Genomic DNA, 16,745 nt, shown 5'->3' with positions numbered 1-16,745 from the left:
CTGTAACCGCAAGCCGAAGCGAGCTCGATACTATAACCTTTTGATTTTGCTGCATTTAAAACATTAACAGGCAAGCAATTCCTTGCTTGCCTGTTAACAATTGTTACAGTCCGTTAACCGCTCAGTTGGCCTGGCGGCGCAGGAACGCCGGAATCTCCAGCTGATCGTCGTCCTGAGTCGCCCGGGTCTGCGGCGTCAGGCGACCCTGGTCATCCAGCTGGCCGCGGCGCGGCGCGTAGAGCTGGGCGTCCTGGCTGGCGAGACGGCGCACTTCAGGAGCGGCCTGGCGCAGTTTGGGCTCGCGCGGCTGCGCCGGCTGCAGCCGTGCAGGCTCCTCCTCGCGGCGGGTCAGGCCGTTGGTCAAGCGCTTCAACAGGCCCATCGGTCCGCTGTTGTTCTCATGGTCGACCGGACGGCTCTTGGCATCCACCTCGGCCTTAACGACCGGCGGAAAGTCCTCGACGCGCGGCATGCGCTGCGGCGCCATCGCCACCGGCTGCTGGATCTCACGCAGCATTTCGCGCGGCTGCGGGGCCGGCTGCATCATCTGCTGGACGACCGGCTGCGGCATGGGCTGCGGCTGTGCCGGGGGCGCCTGGAAGATCTTGCTCTGCGGGCGGAAGTCGTCCGCATGGGCGATCGGAGCCGGACGAGCCTGGGCCATGGCTGCCGCGTTTGCCTCCGCCAACTGGATGGCTTCGGCAACCGGATCTGCGGCGCGCGGCTCATACACAGGCTGCTGGACCGGTGCCGGGCGGCTTTCCACGGTGGCCACGGCCGGACGGCCGGCCGGCTTCGGCGGAGCGGTACGGATCGAGATCGGTGCGGCGGCGATTTCAGCCGCCGACTTGTCGATGCCGGTCGCAACCACCGAGACGCGGATGACGCCTTCGAGCTCCTCGTCGAAGGTGGCGCCGAGGATGATGTTGGCGTCCTGGTCGACTTCCTCGCGGATGCGGGTCGCCGCTTCGTCGACTTCGAACAGGGTCAGGTCGCGGCCGCCGGTGATCGAGATCAGCAGGCCCTTGGCGCCCTTCATCGAGGTCTCGTCGAGCAGCGGGTTGGCGATCGCTGCCTCGGCGGCAGCCATCGCGCGGCCCTCGCCCGAAGCTTCGCCGGTGCCCATCATCGCCTTGCCCATCTCGCGCATCACCGAACGCACGTCGGCGAAGTCGAGGTTGATCAGGCCTTCCTTGACCATCAGGTCGGTGATGCAGGCAACGCCGGAATAGAGCACCTGGTCGGCCATGGCGAAGGCATCGGCGAAGGTGGTCTTGTCATTGGCCAGCCGGAACAGGTTCTGGTTGGGGATCACAATCAGGGTATCGACGCATTTCTGCAGTTCCTCGATGCCAAAATCGGCCGTCTTCATGCGGCGCTGGCCTTCGAAGTGGAACGGCTTGGTGACGACGCCGACGGTGAGGATGCCCTTTTCGCGGGCAGCGCGGGCAACGACCGGAGCAGCACCCGTGCCGGTGCCGCCGCCCATGCCGGCGGTGACGAAGCACATATGGGTGTTGGTGAGATGATCGAGGATCTCGTCGATGCACTCTTCCGCCGCCGCACGGCCGACTTCCGGCTGCGATCCCGCACCGAGCCCCTCGGTGACATGCGCGCCAAGCTGGATCAGCCGGGAGGCCTTCGACATGGTCAGCGCCTGCGCGTCGGTGTTGGCCACCACGAACTCGACACCGCGCAGACCGGCGGTGATCATGTTGTTCACGGCATTGCCGCCGCCGCCGCCGACACCGAACACGGTGATGCGCGGCTTAAGCTCGGTGATGTCCGGCTTCTGCAGATTGATGGTCATTGTCTCCGTCCTTTGCCTTTCACGCCGCTTCGCCGCCGCGGCCGCCTATGGGGCTGTCCCCGTCAATTAGAAACTGTCTCTCAACCACTGACTCATGCGATGCAGTTTTCCACCCGTTCCGGTCATCTTGAGACCGGAAATGCCTTTCGCCGGATGGCTCTCGAAACTCGCCATCTGCGGATAGATCAGAAGCCCGACGGCGGCCGAGAAAGCCGGTCCCTTCGCCGCTTCGGGAAGGCCGGCCACGCCGAGCGGGCGGCCGATGCGCACATTGCGTCCCAGGATGCGGCGTGCCGCTTCCGGCAGGCCGGCCAGTTGGCTGGCGCCGCCGGTGAGCACGACACGCTTGCCGACCGCATTGCCGTAGCCGGACTTGTTCAGCCGGTCGCGCAGGAGTTCGAGTGTTTCGTCGATGCGGGCGCGCACGATGCGCGTCATCACCGAACGCGGAATCTGCAGCGGCACGTCACCGTCGTCGCCGATCGGCTGGATCGAGACCAGGTCGCGGTCATCGGCACTGCCCGGCAGTGCCGAGCCATGCATCACCTTGAGCCGCTCGGCGGCGTCGAGCGAAGTCGAGAGCCCCTTGGCCATATCCAACGTGACGTGATTGCCGCCAATGGCAATCGCGTCGCCATGAACGAACTTGCCTTCCGAAAACACCGAGATCGTCGTCGTGCCGCCGCCCATGTCGATGCAGGCTGCACCGAGCTCCAGCTCGTCGTCGACAAGCGCCGCCAGCCCGCTGGCATAGGGCGTCGCCACCATGCGCTCGACCGACAGATGCGAGCGGTTGATGGAAAGCTCCAGGTTGCGCATGGGTGCTGCGTCACCGGTCAGCACATGCATGTCGACGCCAAGTGCGTCGCCAACCATGCCGCGCGGATCGCGCACGCCGCGTTCGGCATCGAGCGAGAAACCGACAGGCAGCGAATGGATCACCTCGCGCTCGGCCTTCAGCGCCTGCTTGGCGCCGGCGCCGAGCACGCGCTTGATGTCGGCCTCGTCGGCCTCATGGCCGCCAAGATTGATGGTCGCCGAGAAGCTTTCGCTCTTCAGCCGGCCGGCGGTCATGTTGACGATGAGCGAATCGACCGTCAGCCCTGCCATGCGCTCGGCGGCATCGACGGATAGCCGGATGGCATGCTCGGCGCGGTCGAGATCGACGATCACGCCCGACTTCACGCCTTGCGACTTCTGATGGCCGATGCCGATCACCTGGATCCGGTGCGAGCGGCCGCGCAAGAGCTTGCCGTCATCGTTCGGCTTGAGCTTGGCCACCATGCAGCAGACCTTGTTCGAGCCGACATCCAGCACCGTCAGAGTGCCGGACCGGCGCGACGAGGCATCGCCTGAACCGCCAAGCCAGCTCATATCTTCGTCTCCGACTTGCGCTTGAGGGTCTTCGGCTTCTCGTTGAGCGCGGCCTCGCGTTGCGTCGCCGCTTCGGGCGTCAACTCCACCACCAGCCGGTCTGTCAGGCGCATGTCGACAGCAGCGATGTCGCGCGACAAAAGCCCTTTGTCCTTGTCCATCTTGACCAGTTCGGCGAGCGCCTGATCCTCATCGTCCTCAGGCAGCTTGACGGTGATGCCGTTGTCCAGCTTCAGGTCCCAGCGCCGATCGCCAATACGGATGTAGCCTTTGACCCGGCTCGCGAGATCGGGGTATTTTTCGATCTTGGCCAGGAAGTCCGGCGCCTTGGCCGGCGCGCCGTCGCCGATCAGCAGCGGCAACAGCACCTGCTTGCCACCCGAGAACGGGGCGATGATGGCGCCATCCTTTTCGATGACCGAGAGATCATTGCCCTGCTGCCAGAGCGCGAAGGCATCGCGCTCCTCGACACGCACTTCCAGCATATGCGGATAGACCTTGCGCACCGCCGCCATCTCGATCCACGGCAGGCCGGAGATGCGCTCGCGCGCAGCTTCCGCGTCGAAGCCGATCAGCGAGGTCCAGCCGTCGAGCTCGAGCCTGTCGAGAATGTCGATCTCGGAGGTCTGGCGGTTGCCGACCACCTTGACCTGATCGACAGCAAAGCCGGTGCGGGCGGTGATGCTCTGGATGATGCCGTCGGCATGGCCGCCGAGATAGGCGCCATAGGCGCCGCTCGAAGCGAGCAGCACGGCCGACATGATTGCAACGGAGAAGCGCGGCGCCTCGAAGTCGCCATCGCCCAGGCGCGCCAGGATGCGCACCGGGCGGCGAAGCACGCGCGGCAGCACGAAATGGTCAAACGACAATGACAGGCCGAACAGCGACGGCACGGCCGCGCCCTTCCCCTTACCCTGTCCCCATTTCAACGCAGACACGAAGCGTCCTCCACCATCCAACTCAACAATTCACCAAACGAATGCCCGGCCTGGGCAGCGATTTCAGGCACCAAAGACGTCGGCGTCATACCCGGCTGAGTGTTGACCTCGAGCCATACAACCTCGCCATTTTCGGAGTGACGATCGTCATAACGGAAGTCCGACCGGGAAACGCCCCGACAGCCGACAGCTTGGTGAGCCTTGAGCGCCAGTGTCTGTATTTTTTGGTAAATATTCGGTGAAACTTTTGCGGGGCATTCGTGTTTTGATCCCCCCGCGACATATTTTGAATCGTAATCGTAGAAGGAATGGCCCGTCGGGATAATCTCGCAGACGCCGAGCGCCACATCGCCCATGACGGCGCAGGTCAGCTCGCGCCCATGGATGTAACGCTCGACCATGACGGTATCGCCATATTTCCACTCGGACGAGCCGACGACCTGGGGCGGATGCGACTGCCCCTCCGACACGATGACGACGCCAAAGCTCGACCCCTCATTGACCGGCTTGATCACGTAGGGCGGCTTCATCGGGTGCTTGTTCTGGACGGCGAAGCGATTGGCGACCTTCGATTCGGCGACGGGAACGCCGACCGATTTGACGATCTTCTTCGCCTGCTCCTTGTTCATGGCGAGCGCCGAGGCGAGCACGCCGGAATGGGTGTAGGGAATGCCGAGATATTCGAGGATGCCCTGGATGGTGCCGTCTTCGCCAAACGGGCCGTGCAACGCGTTGAAGGCAACATCGGGCTTGAGCTCGGCAAGCACGGAGCCGACATCGCGCCCGACATCGACGCGAGTGACCTGGTAGCCTTCCTGCTCGAGCGCATCGGCGCAAGCCCTTCCAGAAGACAGGGACACGGGCCGCTCGGACGAAAAACCTCCCAGCAGGACGGCCACATGCTTGCTTTTCATTCCCCGTCATCCCCTCTCACGGCGGACCAAAAACCAAGATTTCCGCAACATCGAGTCCGAGTCTCCCGGCAGGTTGCCCCCCCAGACGGAAAACGCGGGTAACGCGTCGAACGACTCAAATCAGGAAACGCTTTGGAGCAGAGAATCAGAGAGTTGATTCACTGGCAAGTGCTTATGATTCCGAGAGATTCACTTTGTGAGAAAATGGCTGCGAAAACCGCCTCGCTGAGTCTTTACGGCAACGGTTTCGCGCGTTTTGGCAGCGCGTTGAAGTTCATGCATCACATGAACTAGAGCAACTGCCCCAGAAACTCCTGGACGGCATGTCCGGGGCGGAAATTGCCGATGCGCTTGATCTCCCAGTGCAGCCGGATGCCCGAATGCTCGAGCACGCGCGCGCGCACCGTCTCGCCGAGATATTCGAGGTCGTAGCCGGTGGCGGTGCCGGTGTTGATCATGAAGTTGCAATGCATCGGCGACATCTGCGCGCCACCGATCATCAGGCCACGGCAGCCCGCCTTGTCGATCTCCTTCCAGGCCGACGTGCCTTCCGGATTCTTGAAGGTCGAACCGCCGGTCTTCTCACGGATCGGCTGCACGGTCTCGCGGTGGTTCTGCACTGCGTCCATCGCCGCCTTGATCGTGGCTTTGTCTTCGGCAAAGCCTTCGAACACGGCCGAGGTGAAGATCAGCCCGGACGGTGCCGCCGAATGGCGATAGGCGTAGCCCATCTCGGCATTGCTCAGCGTCTGGACATAGCCCTTGCGGTCGAGCGCCCGCACCTCGACAACGCGCTCGCGCGTCTCGACACCGTTCGCGCCGGCATTCATCCTCAATGCCCCGCCAATGGCGCCCGGAATACCGTGATAGAAATGGAAGCCGCCAATGCCCGCTTCCAGTGCCAGGGCCGCCACGCGCTTGTCGGGCGTCGCAGCGCCGGCCTTGATCCTGATCGGCGAAACAAGCTCGGCCTCGCCAAAGCCTTTGGCCGAAAGCCTGATGACGAAGCCTGGAATGCCGCCATCGCGAACCAGCAGATTCGAGCCGACGCCAACGATCGTCAGCGGTATCTCTTCGGGAACCGCGCGCAGGAAGGCAGCAAGGTCCTCCTCGTCCGCCGGCTGGAACAGCGCTTCAGCTAGACCACCGGCGCGGAACCAGGTGATCTTGTCCATCTCGGCGTTCGGCGTGAGCCGGCCGCGCAGGCCGGCAAGCTTGTCGCCGATTTTGTCGATCAGGGCCTGGCCGTGCATCATGAGGCGGCAAGCTCCTTGGGCAGAGCGTAGGCCCATTGGGTGATGTTGCCGGCGCCGAGGAAGACGACGAAGTCGCCGGGCTTGGCCAGGTCGCGAATAACAGGCGCAATCGCCGCCGGGCTCTCGATGTAGCGCGCGTCGCGGTGGCCGCCGGCGCGGATGCGCGACACCAGTTCGTCGGACGTGACGCCGTCGATCGGATCTTCGCCGGCAGCGTAGACCGGCGCGACCATCACCGTGTCGGCGTCGTTGAAGCAGGCCGAGAACTCGTTGAACAAATCGTGCAGCCGGGTGAAACGGTGCGGCTGGGCAATGGCGATGACGCGGCCCTTGGTGGCGCTGCGCGCCGCCTTCAGCACCGCCGAGATCTCGACCGGATGGTGGCCATAATCGTCGAACACATCGACGCCGTTCCACGAACCGGTAAGAGTGAAGCGGCGCTTGACGCCCGCGAAGGACGACAGGCCCTTCTTGATCGCCTCGGCGGACAGGCCGAGCTCATGCGCGACGGCGATCGCGGCGGTTGCGTTAGAGACATTGTGACGGCCGGGCATCGGCAGGCGCAGATCCGATATTGTCTTCTGGCTGCCGGTCTTGCGGTCGCGGATCACCACATCGAACTCGGACGTGGCGCCCGCCATGCGGTGGTTGGTGAAGCGCACATCGGCCTGCGCGTTCTCGCCATAAGTGATGACGCGGCGGTCCTCGATGCGGCCGACCAGCGCCTGTACCTCGGGGTGGTCGGTGCACATCACGCCAAAGCCGTAGAACGGCACGTTCTCGACGAACTGGCGGAACGCCTCGCGCACCTTGTCGAAACTACCATAGTGGTCGAGATGCTCGGGATCGATGTTGGTGACCACGGCGATCTCTGCCGGCAGCTTGAGGAAGGTGCCGTCGCTCTCGTCGGCCTCGACCACCATCCACTCGCCGTCGCCCATGCGCGCATTCGTGCCATAGGCATTGATGATACCGCCATTGATGACGGTCGGGTCGAGCCCACCGGCTTCGAGCAGCGTCGCCACCATCGAGGTCGTCGTCGTCTTGCCATGCGTGCCGCCGATGGCGACCGCCTGGCGGAAACGCATCAGTTCGGCCAGCATCTCGGCACGGCGCACGATCGGCAGCAGCTTTTCGCGTGCCGCCTTCAGCTCAGGATTGGATTTCTTGATCGCCGTCGAGACGACCACCACCTCGGCATCGCCGAGATTCTCGGCCTTGTGGCCGACGAAGCATTCGATGCCCTTGTCGCGCAGCCGTTGCACATTGGCGCTGTCGGCCTGGTCGGACCCTTGCACCTTGTAGCCGAGATTGTGCAGCACTTCGGCGATGCCGCTCATGCCGATGCCGCCAATGCCGATGAAATGCACAAGGCCGATGGTCTGCGGCATCTTCATGGGTGCGTCCCCTTCCTGAAATCCGTAACGGTTTTTCTGGACGCAATAGCCTCTGTGAGATCGGCGAGCAACCGTGCCGCGTCCGGCCTGCCGGCCGATTTCGCGCCCGCGGCCATGGCCGCCAGCCGCTCGGGATTGTCCATCAGCCCGCCAACAAGAGTTGCAATGCGCTCGGGCGAAAGCGTCGCTTGCGGGTGTACTTCGCCGCCGCCGGCCGCGGCAAGGGCGGCAGCATTTGCCGCTTGGTCGTGGTCGAGCGCATAGGGATAGGGCACCAGCATCGCCGGCCGGCCGATGACGGCGATCTCCGAGACGGTCGAGGCGCCGGAGCGCGAGATCACCAGATGCGCCGCGGCGATGCGCGCCGCCATGTCGGTGAAGAAGGGCGAGACCTCGACGGCGACGCCAAGGGCGGCATAGGCCGCCTTAACCCGCGCCACGTCATCCGCGCGAGCTTGTTGTGTGATGACCAGCCGCTTGCGCTGTGCATCGGAAAGCAGCGCGATGGCTCCGGGCATGGCATCGGAGAAGAACTGGGCGCCCTGGCTGCCGCCGAACACCAGCAGGCGGAAAGGCTCCTCCCCGGTCGACGCCGCGTAAGGCGTCTTGGCCGCCTCCAGCACCGCGGGCCGGACCGGATTGCCTGTCGTCACCGTCTTTTCACCGATGGCACTCGTATCCTGCGGCAGGAAGCCGCCGGCGATGGCGTCCACGCGGCCGGCCAGTGCTCGGTTGGCGCGCCCCATCACCGCGTTCTGCTCATGGATCAGCGTCGGCACCTTGCGCCGCGTCGCCGCGTAGAGCGGCGGCAGGGTCGGATAGCCGCCGAAGCCGACCACCGCATCCGGCTTGATCCTGCCGATAATGGCGGAGGCCTGACGCACGCCGCGCCAGATTTTCCAGAATGCGCCAAGCACGGCGATGGGATTTTTCGAACCCATCGTCGCCGACTGGATCGGATGGATGGCGGCGGCCGGGAAGTGGCCGGCAAACCGCTCGGCGCGGTCGTCGGTGGCCAGATGAACCGACCAGCCGCGCTCGATCAGCTCATGCGCCAGCGCCTCGGCCGGAAACAGATGTCCGCCGGTTCCGCCCGCAGCGAGAAGGATGACACCCCTCGCCATGTCACTCCGCCGGCTGGGCGCGCTGTGGCAGCGTAAAGCCCATCTGCTTGCGCTTTTCCGGCCGCTTGCGCGTCAGCGCCAGCACCATGCCCATCGAAATGGCGATGGCGATCTGCGAGGAGCCGCCATAGGAGATGAAGGGCAGCGTCATGCCCTTCGCCGGCACCAGTTGCAGGTTGACGCACATGTTGATGACGGCCTGCAGGCCGAACACGGTGACGAGGCCGCCGACCGCATAGCGGGTGAAGTCGTCATGTTCCTTGAGCGCCGTGTTGAGGCCGCGCAGCACGATGAAGGCGAAGATCGACATGATGAAGAAGCACATGATCAGCCCGAATTCCTCGCCCGCGACCGAGAAGACGAAGTCGGCATGGCTGTCGGGGATGACCCGCTTGACGGTACCCTCGCCCGGTCCGACGCCGAACCAGCCGCCATTGATCAACGCGTCGCGGCCCATGTCGACCTGGAACGTATCGCCTTCGCCGGTGAGGAACTTGTCGATGCGCAAGGCAACGTGCGGAAACACCGTATAGGCGGCGAAGACGCCGCCGACGCCGGCGGCACCCAGCACGATGATCCACAGCCATGGCAGCCCGGCCATGAAGAACATGATGCCCCAGGTGCCGGTCGTCAGCATGGTCTGGCCGAGGTCCGGCTGCGCCACCAGCAGCGACACGACCAGCACCAGAAGCAGCATGGCGAACAGATTGCCGGGAATGTCGGGCTGGCGCTTGTGCTCGGCGAACAGCCAGGCGCACATGATGACGAAGGCCGGCTTCAGGAATTCCGACGGCTGGATCGACAGGCCGGCGAGCGACACCCAGCGCCGCGCGCCCTTCACCTCGACGCCGATGTAGAGCACCGCCACCATCAGCACCAGCATTAGGCACAGCATGATCAGCGCCATGCGCCGGATCTGCCTGGAATCGAGAAAGGAGACGGCCAGCATCACGCCGAGCGCCGGCACGGTGAAGATGATCTGCCTTGTGGCGAAGTGGAAACTGTCGAGGCCGATGCGCTCGGCCACCGCCGGGCTGGCGGCGAAGGACAAGACGATGCCGAGGCCCATCAGCGACAGGAACGCCGCCAGGAACCAGCGATCGATCGTCCACCACCAGGTTGCGACCGGACTTTTGTCGAGACGGCTCTGCATTATCGTGCCCCTCCGATGGGTTTGACGCCATCTATAGCGCTCGCAGCTTGCCTGAAGGCTTCGCCGCGAACTTCGAAATTCTTGAACTGGTCGAAACTGGCGCAGGCGGGCGACAGCAGCACCACCACTTCGCCGCTGTCGTCCTTGGCCGCATCATGCGCGGCATGCTCGACCGCCGCGGCCAGCGTGCCCGATATCTCGTAAGGCACCGCCTCGCCCAGCGTCGCCGAAAAGGCAGGCGCCGCCTCGCCGATCAGATAGGCCTTGGCGATGCGCGGGAAGAAGCCGCGCAACGGTTCGATGCCGCCTTCCTTGGGCAGGCCGCCGGCGATCCAATAGATGCGCGGAAAGCTCGACAAAGCGGGGGCTGCCGCATCGGCATTGGTCGCCTTGGAATCGTTGACGAACAGCACATGGTCCTTGCGGCCGACCTGCTCCATGCGGTGGGCGAGGCCCGGAAAACTTTCGAGCCCCGACTGGATTTCGCCGAGGTCGAGCCCGACCTTCAGGCAAGCGGCAACCGCGGCAAGCGCGTTCTGCGCATTGTGCTGGCCGCGCAGCGAGCCGATGCCTTCGAGGAAGGCGACCTTGCTGTAGCGGCCATGCACGGCCTCCATCAGATTGGTGCCGTCGGCGAAATAGCCGTCGGTCAGCGGCAGCCGCTTGGAAATGCGGATGACCTGGCGCCCTGCCCGCTCCAGCCGCTCGGCGATCTGCGCGCACCAGGAATCGTCGATGCCAATGATCGCCGTCTCGCTGCCCGCCACCAGCCGCTCCTTGATCGAAGCGTAGTGCTGCATGGTGCCGTGGCGGTCGAGATGATCCGGCGTCAGGTTGAGCAGGATGCCGGCCGTCGGGTTGATCGAGGGCGCAAGGTCGATCTGGTAGGACGAGCATTCGACGACATAGTGCCGATCGGGCTTCGGCGGATCGAGCGTCATCACCGCGCGGCCGATATTGCCGCCCATCTGGGTGTCGCGGCCTGCCGATTTGAGGATATGCGCGGTCAGCGCCGTGGTCGTCGATTTGCCGTTGGTGCCGGTGATGCCAATGAAAGGCGCGGCCGGCGCCTGCAAAATCCGCTCGCGGCAGAACAGTTCGATATCGCCGATCACCTCGACACCGGCGCCCTTCGCCAGTTCCACCGTCCAGTGCGGCTTGGGATGGGTCAGCGGCACGCCTGGCGACAGCACGAAGGCGGAGAATTTCGCCCAGTCGGCGCCGCGCAGATCGGCGGTTGCGATGCCGGTTGCGGCCGCCTTGGCGACGCTGTCGGGATTATCGTCCCAGGCCAACACATCCGCCCCACCCTCGATCAATGCCCGCGCGGTCGCGATCCCCGAGCCACCGAGCCCGAAGAGCGAAACGTGCTTGCCTGCGAAGGATGCGGCGGGGATCAAGGAGGTTTCCTATCTGAGCTTCAGGGTGGACAGGCCGACCAGCGCCAGGATGACGGCGATGATCCAGAAACGGATCACCACCTGGCTTTCGGTCCAGCCGAGCTTTTCGAAATGATGGTGGATCGGCGCCATCAGGAACACGCGCTTGCCGGTCATCTTGAAGTAGCCGACCTGGATGATGACAGAGAGGATCTCGACCACGAACAGGCCGCCGACGATGACCAGCACGATCTCGTGCTTGGTGGCGACCGCGACCGTGCCGATCAGGCCGCCCATGGCCAGCGAACCGGTGTCGCCCATGAAGATCGCCGCCGGCGGCGCATTGAACCAAAGGAAGCCGAGGCCGGCGCCGATGACGGAGCCGAGCACGACCGCCAGTTCACCGGTGCCGGGAACGAAATGGATCTGCAGATATTCGGCGAACACCGCGTTGCCGGAGAGATAGGCGATGACGCCGAAGGACGCGGCCGCGATCATGATCGGCACGATCGCCAGCCCGTCGAGGCCGTCGGTCAGGTTCACCGCATTGCCGGCGCCGACGATGACGAAGCAGGAGAACGGAATGAAGAACCAGCCGAGGTTGATGATGAATTCCTTGGCGAAGGGGAATGTCAGCGACGATGAGAACGGCGCCTGGCCGTTGTGCATGATCGCCCAGGCGGCGATGCCGGCGATGACGAATTCAAGCGCCAGCCGCGCCTTGCCGGAAAAACCGAGATGCGACTGCTTGGTCACTTTCAGATAGTCGTCATAGAAGCCGATCGAGCCAAAGCCCAGCGTCACCAGCAGCACCACCCAGACATAGATGCTCGACAGGTTCGCCCATAGAAGAGATGAGCCGATGATGCCCGACAGGATCATCAGCCCGCCCATGGTCGGCGTGCCGGCTTTCTTGAAATGCGTCTGCGGCCCGTCGGCGCGGATCGGCTGGCCCTTGCCTTGCCTGAGCCGCAGCGAATTGATGATGGTCGGCCCGAAGATGAAGACGATCAGCGCCGAGGTAATCAGCGCTCCGCCGGTGCGGAACGTGATGTAGCGGAAGACATTGAAGACCGAAATCTTGTCCGCGAAATCGACCAGCAGTGTAAACATGCGCTTTCGTCCCCCGACCTTACGACTGACTGTTGGCTGTTGATTGAGCCGGGAACTTGCCCAGCAGCGCATCGACCAGTTTTGCAAAACCGATGCCCTTCGACGATTTGATCATCACCACGTCGCCCGGCTTCAGCGCGGCAAGCAGCACCGGCTTCAGCTCCTCGACGCCGGCGCGGTACTCCGTCTTGATGTCGTCCGGCAGCGCTTCCGCCAGTGCCCGCATTTCGGGGCCACCGAGAAACACGGTATGCGTGCCGGTGCCGACGATGAGATCGGCAAGCGCTGCATGCAGCTTGGCCGAGTGATCGCCGAGTTCGAGCATGTCGCCGAGCACGGCAATGCGGCGGCCATCGCCCGTCACAGGCGTCGCGTTGAGCAGCGCCATCGCGGCACCCATCGAGGCCGGATTGGCGTTGTAGCTCTCGTCGATCAGCGTGATCAGTCCACCGGGGTGCCGCAGCACATGGCGCTTGCCACGGCCGCGCTCGGCCGAGAGATCCGCAAGCGCGATTGCCACCTTGTCGAGATCGGCGCCGACCAGCCGCGCCGCACCCAGCACCGCCAGCACGTTCTGCACCATATGCCGGCCGGGCGCACCGATGCGGGCGATCATGTCATGGCCGCCGATCCTGGCGGCGATGTCGGAATGGTCGGCATGCAATTCGCATTTGGTGAGTTTGAAGGTCGAGCGCGCATTCTCGCCGAAACCGTAGACATGCTCGACGCCGGCGGCATGCGCCATCTTGTCGAGAAGCTTGAAGCGCGCATCGTCGCGATTGAGGACGGCAGCACCTTCGGGCTCCAGCCCTTCGAAAATCTCGGCCTTGGCCTTGGCGATCTCGTCGAGATTGCGGAAGAAGCCGAGATGCGCGGCCGCGATCATGGTGACGATGGCGACATGCGGCCGCACCATCTTCACCAGCGGCCGGATCTCGTCGGGATGGTTCATGCCGATCTCGAACACGGCGTAGTCGCAATCATCCGGCATGCGCGCTAGCGTCAGCGGCACGCCCCAATGGTTGTTGAAGGACTGCGCCGAGGCATGCACCTTGCCGACGGCCGACAGCACGTGGCGCAGCGCTTCCTTGGTGGTGGTCTTGCCGGCCGAACCGGTGACCGCGATGATCTTGGCCTGCGAACGCGCGCGCGAGGCGACACCGAGCTTTTCCAGTGCGGCCAGCACGTCCTCTACGACGATGATAGGCGCCGTCAGGCGGCCAAGCGACGGCAGCCTGCCTTCCGCCACCACCAGCACGCCTGCGCCGGCCTTGATGGCCGCGGTGGCGAAGTCATGACCGTCCATCGCCTCGCCCTTGATGGCGAAGAAGGCGTCACCGGGCTGCAAGCTGCGGCTGTCGATCGAAATGCCCGATATGCCCTCGGGCATAGGGCCGAGCGGTCGCCCATCCATGGCGGCAACCAGCGCCTCGGAGGTCCACAGAAGGCTCATGCGGCACGCTCCCGTAGCGCGGCGCGGACTTCCTCGTGGTCGGAAAAATGCAAAGTCTCGGAGCCGATCGTCTGGCCTTCCTCGTGGCCCTTGCCGGCCACGATCAGCGTGTCGCCGGCATGCAGCATGCCGACAGCCTCATGGATCGCCTTGCGCCGGTCGCCGATCTCGATGGCGCCAGGGGCAGCAGCCATGATGGCGGCACGGATGGTCTCGGGCACTTCGGAGCGCGGATTGTCGTCGGTGACGATGACGACATCGGCAAGCCGGGTCGCGATCTCGCCCATGATCGGTCTTTTTCCCCGGTCACGGTCGCCGCCACAACCGAACACGACCATGACGCGGCCAGTGGTGAATGGGCGCACCGACGCCAGCACGTTTTCCAGCGCATCGGGCTTGTGGGCGTAGTCGACATAGACCGGCGCACCCCTGGCAGTGGTGCCGACGAGATCGAGCCGGCCCGGCGCGCCCTTCAATTTTTCCAATGCGGCCAAGGCCTTGGCGACAGGTGTTCCCGTGGAAATGGCAAGGCCGGCCGAAACCAGCGCATTCGAAATCTGGAAATCGCCGGCCAGCGGCAGGTCGATTTCGTAAAGCACGCCCTCGGCCTCGACTTCGGCACGCTGGCGATGGCGCTCGTGCTCGACCCGCTTCAGCGTCAGGAAATCGCCATGGCGGCCAACTGTCAGCACCTCGAGCCCGGCGGCCTTCGCCGCCTGGATCGTCGGCGCTGACCACGGATCGTCTGCAAAAATGACCGCCGGCGCGCCTTTCGGCAGCAACGTGTCGAACAGGCGCAGTTTGGCGCGGTGATAATCCTCGACCGTCGGATGATAATCCATATGGTCGCGGCCAAGATTGGTGAAGCCGCCCGCCGCCAGCTTCACGCCATCGAGGCGGCGCTGGTCGAGCCCATGGCTGGAAGCTTCCATCGAAGCATGGGTGACGCCGGCGTCGGCCAATTCCCGCAACAATTGGTGCAGGGCGACCGGATCGGGCGTGGTCAGCGAGCCATACTCGTTGCGGCCGGGCGCCACCACACCGGTGGTGCCGATCGAAGCCGCTTCATAGCCCGCCTGCTCCCAGATCTGCCTGGTGAAGGCGGCGACCGAGGTCTTGCCGCTGGTGCCGGTCACCGCGACCATGGTCTGCGGCTGCTTGCCGAAATAGCGGGACGCGCTCAGCGCCAGCGCCAGGCGCGGGTCATCGACCGCCAGCACGGGAACCGGCAGTCCTGCGACGGAGTTGCCCTTGCCTGTCACGATCGCCAGCGCGCCACGCGCGGCCGCATCGGCGGCATAGGCCGCGCCGTCGGCCTTGGTTCCGGCAAGCGCGAAGAAGAGAACGCCGGGTTTTACCTGGCGGGAATCGGACGAAATCCCGGTAACCTCCAGATCGGCGGAAGCTGTTCCTTCGACTGGCAGGATACCGGTTAGATCTTTGAGCTTCATCGAGTCCCGTTCACCGCAACAAAATAGCGCGCAGTTGCCGGCGCGCCCTAAGAATCACTGATAGGAAACCAGCGTTGCACCATTTTCATGGCTGAAATCTGGCTTCACGCCAAGCATGGCGGCTGAACGCCGGATGATATTGCCGGCCATGACACCCGCATTGTTGGCGGCGACGTCTGTCATCCCGGGCTTTTCCGGATGCGGAGCGTCGGCAATCGTGAACACCAGATATTGCGGGTCATCCATCGGGAAGGCGGCAACGAAGGTGTTGAAATTCAACTCCTTCGAGTAGCGGCCGTTGATGACCTTCTCGGCCGTTCCGGTCTTGCCGCCGACGCGGTAGCCGGGAACTCTGGCGTTTCTGGCCGAGCCCTTTTCGGCGTTGAGCGAATAAAGGTAGCGCATGCCCTCGACCGTCTTTTCGCTCACCACTTTCTTGGCGGCGGCCATCGCTTCCTCCTGCGTGCGCACCAGGAAGGTCGGGTTCATCAGGAAGCCGCCATTCATCAGCGCCGCGCAGCCGACAGCTGCCTGCAGCGGCGTCGTCGACACGCCGTGGCCGAAGGCGATGGTGAATGAATTGACCTGTTTCCAGACCTTCGGTTCGGTCGGGCGCGCGACCTCCGGCAGTTCGGTCTGCATTCTTTCCAGAATGCCAAGGCGATGCAGGAATTCCCGGTGCCCCTCGATGCCGACCAGTTCGGCCTCCCTGGCCGACCCGATGTTGGACGAATAGAGGAACACTTCCGGCAGCGACAGCACACGGTTCTTGCCGTGGAAATCGTGAATGGCCTGATGGCCGACGCGGATTGGATGAGAAGCGTCGAAACGGCTATTCATGTTCGCCTTGCCGGAATCGAGCGCCATGGCCGAGGTGAAGCTCTTGAAGGTCGAGCCCATCTCATAGAGGCCCGCCGACATCCGGTTCAGCCGGTCCTTTTCCTGTGCATTGTAAGGATTGTTCGGATCAAAATCCGGCACCGAGGCCATGGCCACGACTTCGCCGGTCTTTACGTTGAGCACGACGGCGCCGGCGCCGATGGCGCGGTAGCGCTCCAGGCCGGCCGCGATCTCGTCGCGCACCACATGCTGGACGCGCAGATCGATCGAAAGCTTCACCGGCTTGAGATCCTTGGCCACCGCCAGGCCCGACGCCTGCAGGTCGCTCAGCCCCTGCTCATCGATATATTTCTCCATGCCGGAGATGCCCTGATTGTCGATGTTGGTCAGACCGACAATATAGGACGAGGTTTCGCCGCTCGGATAGAAACGGCGCTTCTCCGTGCGGAAGCCGAAACCGGGAATGCCGAGCTGCATGATGTCGGCCTGCTGCTTGGGCGTCAGCTGCCGCTGCAGCCAGACGAAGCCGGCGCCGCTCTTGAG

General features: G+C 64.2%; 13 protein-coding genes. All 13 read right to left on the bottom strand.

Annotated elements, in window-relative coordinates; all coding sequences use genetic code 11:
- Window positions 1-121: 121 nt before the first annotated feature.
- Window positions 122-1,810: a cell division protein FtsZ gene (ftsZ, locus tag AC1DX0_RS17245; RefSeq protein WP_477221934.1), complete on the bottom strand. Its 1,689-nt coding sequence runs from the start codon at window positions 1,808-1,810 to the stop codon at window positions 122-124.
- 66 nt (window positions 1,811-1,876) lie between these two features.
- Window positions 1,877-3,184, bottom strand: a complete 1,308-nt coding sequence (ftsA, locus tag AC1DX0_RS17240) for a cell division protein FtsA (protein WP_477221933.1) — start codon at window positions 3,182-3,184, stop codon at window positions 1,877-1,879.
- The gene (locus AC1DX0_RS17235; RefSeq protein ID WP_477221932.1) at window positions 3,181-4,122 is read right to left on the bottom strand and encodes a cell division protein FtsQ/DivIB; all 942 of its coding nucleotides are present in this window, start codon (window positions 4,120-4,122) and stop codon (window positions 3,181-3,183) included. The genes ftsA and AC1DX0_RS17235 overlap by 4 nt, the downstream gene beginning before the upstream one ends.
- Complete coding sequence (locus tag AC1DX0_RS17230) at window positions 4,110-5,036, bottom strand: D-alanine--D-alanine ligase (protein WP_477221931.1); 927 nt, start codon at window positions 5,034-5,036, stop codon at window positions 4,110-4,112. The genes AC1DX0_RS17235 and AC1DX0_RS17230 overlap by 13 nt, the downstream gene beginning before the upstream one ends.
- Before the next feature lie 290 nt (window positions 5,037-5,326).
- On the bottom strand, window positions 5,327-6,292 hold the full coding sequence (gene murB, locus AC1DX0_RS17225) for a UDP-N-acetylmuramate dehydrogenase (protein ID WP_477221930.1): 966 nt from the start codon (window positions 6,290-6,292) through the stop codon (window positions 5,327-5,329).
- Window positions 6,289-7,689 (bottom strand): UDP-N-acetylmuramate--L-alanine ligase, encoded by a 1,401-nt coding sequence (gene murC, locus AC1DX0_RS17220; RefSeq protein WP_477221929.1) that lies wholly within the window; start codon window positions 7,687-7,689, stop codon window positions 6,289-6,291. Before murC ends, murB begins: the two co-directional genes overlap by 4 nt.
- Window positions 7,686-8,813 (bottom strand): undecaprenyldiphospho-muramoylpentapeptide beta-N-acetylglucosaminyltransferase, encoded by a 1,128-nt coding sequence (gene murG, locus AC1DX0_RS17215; RefSeq protein WP_477221928.1) that lies wholly within the window; start codon window positions 8,811-8,813, stop codon window positions 7,686-7,688. Before murG ends, murC begins: the two co-directional genes overlap by 4 nt.
- A gap of 1 nt (window position 8,814) precedes the next feature.
- Window positions 8,815-9,966, bottom strand: coding sequence for a putative lipid II flippase FtsW (gene ftsW / locus AC1DX0_RS17210; RefSeq protein WP_477221927.1), 1,152 nt, complete (start codon window positions 9,964-9,966; stop codon window positions 8,815-8,817).
- Window positions 9,966-11,366 (bottom strand): UDP-N-acetylmuramoyl-L-alanine--D-glutamate ligase, encoded by a 1,401-nt coding sequence (gene murD / locus AC1DX0_RS17205; protein WP_477221926.1) that lies wholly within the window; start codon window positions 11,364-11,366, stop codon window positions 9,966-9,968. The genes ftsW and murD overlap by 1 nt, the downstream gene beginning before the upstream one ends.
- Window positions 11,367-11,375: 9 nt before the next feature.
- On the bottom strand, window positions 11,376-12,458 hold the full coding sequence (mraY, locus tag AC1DX0_RS17200) for a phospho-N-acetylmuramoyl-pentapeptide-transferase (RefSeq protein ID WP_027029717.1): 1,083 nt from the start codon (window positions 12,456-12,458) through the stop codon (window positions 11,376-11,378).
- Between the two features lie 19 nt (window positions 12,459-12,477).
- Window positions 12,478-13,911, bottom strand: a complete 1,434-nt coding sequence (locus tag AC1DX0_RS17195; protein WP_477221925.1) for a UDP-N-acetylmuramoylalanyl-D-glutamyl-2,6-diaminopimelate--D-alanyl-D-alanine ligase — start codon at window positions 13,909-13,911, stop codon at window positions 12,478-12,480.
- Window positions 13,908-15,362: a UDP-N-acetylmuramoyl-L-alanyl-D-glutamate--2,6-diaminopimelate ligase gene (locus AC1DX0_RS17190; protein ID WP_477221924.1), complete on the bottom strand. Its 1,455-nt coding sequence runs from the start codon at window positions 15,360-15,362 to the stop codon at window positions 13,908-13,910. The genes AC1DX0_RS17195 and AC1DX0_RS17190 overlap by 4 nt, the downstream gene beginning before the upstream one ends.
- A 54-nt stretch (window positions 15,363-15,416) precedes the next feature.
- A partial coding sequence (locus AC1DX0_RS17185; protein ID WP_477356195.1) for a peptidoglycan D,D-transpeptidase FtsI family protein occupies window positions 15,417-16,745 on the bottom strand: 1,329 nt, incomplete at its 5' end.

It is taken from the genome of Mesorhizobium sp. P3_A9 (assembly GCF_056402975.1).
The sequence above is the reverse complement of the archived record's forward strand: the minus strand, read 5'-3'. Positions and strand labels throughout refer to the sequence as shown.

Bases quoted from the DNA above. Each gene is read 5' to 3' on its own strand.
- ftsZ (WP_477221934.1), bottom strand. From the start codon at position 1,810: ATGACCATCAATCTGCAGAAGCCGGACATCACCGAGCTTAAGCCGCGC.
- ftsA (WP_477221933.1), bottom strand. From the start codon at position 3,184: ATGAGCTGGCTTGGCGGTTCAGGCGATGCCTCGTCGCGCCGGTCCGGC.
- AC1DX0_RS17230 (WP_477221931.1), bottom strand. From the start codon at position 5,036: ATGAAAAGCAAGCATGTGGCCGTCCTGCTGGGAGGTTTTTCGTCCGAG.
- murB (WP_477221930.1), bottom strand. From the start codon at position 6,292: ATGATGCACGGCCAGGCCCTGATCGACAAAATCGGCGACAAGCTTGCC.
- murC (WP_477221929.1), bottom strand. From the start codon at position 7,689: ATGAAGATGCCGCAGACCATCGGCCTTGTGCATTTCATCGGCATTGGC.
- murG (WP_477221928.1), bottom strand. From the start codon at position 8,813: ATGGCGAGGGGTGTCATCCTTCTCGCTGCGGGCGGAACCGGCGGACAT.
- ftsW (WP_477221927.1), bottom strand. From the start codon at position 9,966: ATGCAGAGCCGTCTCGACAAAAGTCCGGTCGCAACCTGGTGGTGGACG.
- mraY (WP_027029717.1), bottom strand. From the start codon at position 12,458: ATGTTTACACTGCTGGTCGATTTCGCGGACAAGATTTCGGTCTTCAAT.
- AC1DX0_RS17195 (WP_477221925.1), bottom strand. From the start codon at position 13,911: ATGAGCCTTCTGTGGACCTCCGAGGCGCTGGTTGCCGCCATGGATGGG.
- AC1DX0_RS17190 (WP_477221924.1), bottom strand. From the start codon at position 15,362: ATGAAGCTCAAAGATCTAACCGGTATCCTGCCAGTCGAAGGAACAGCT.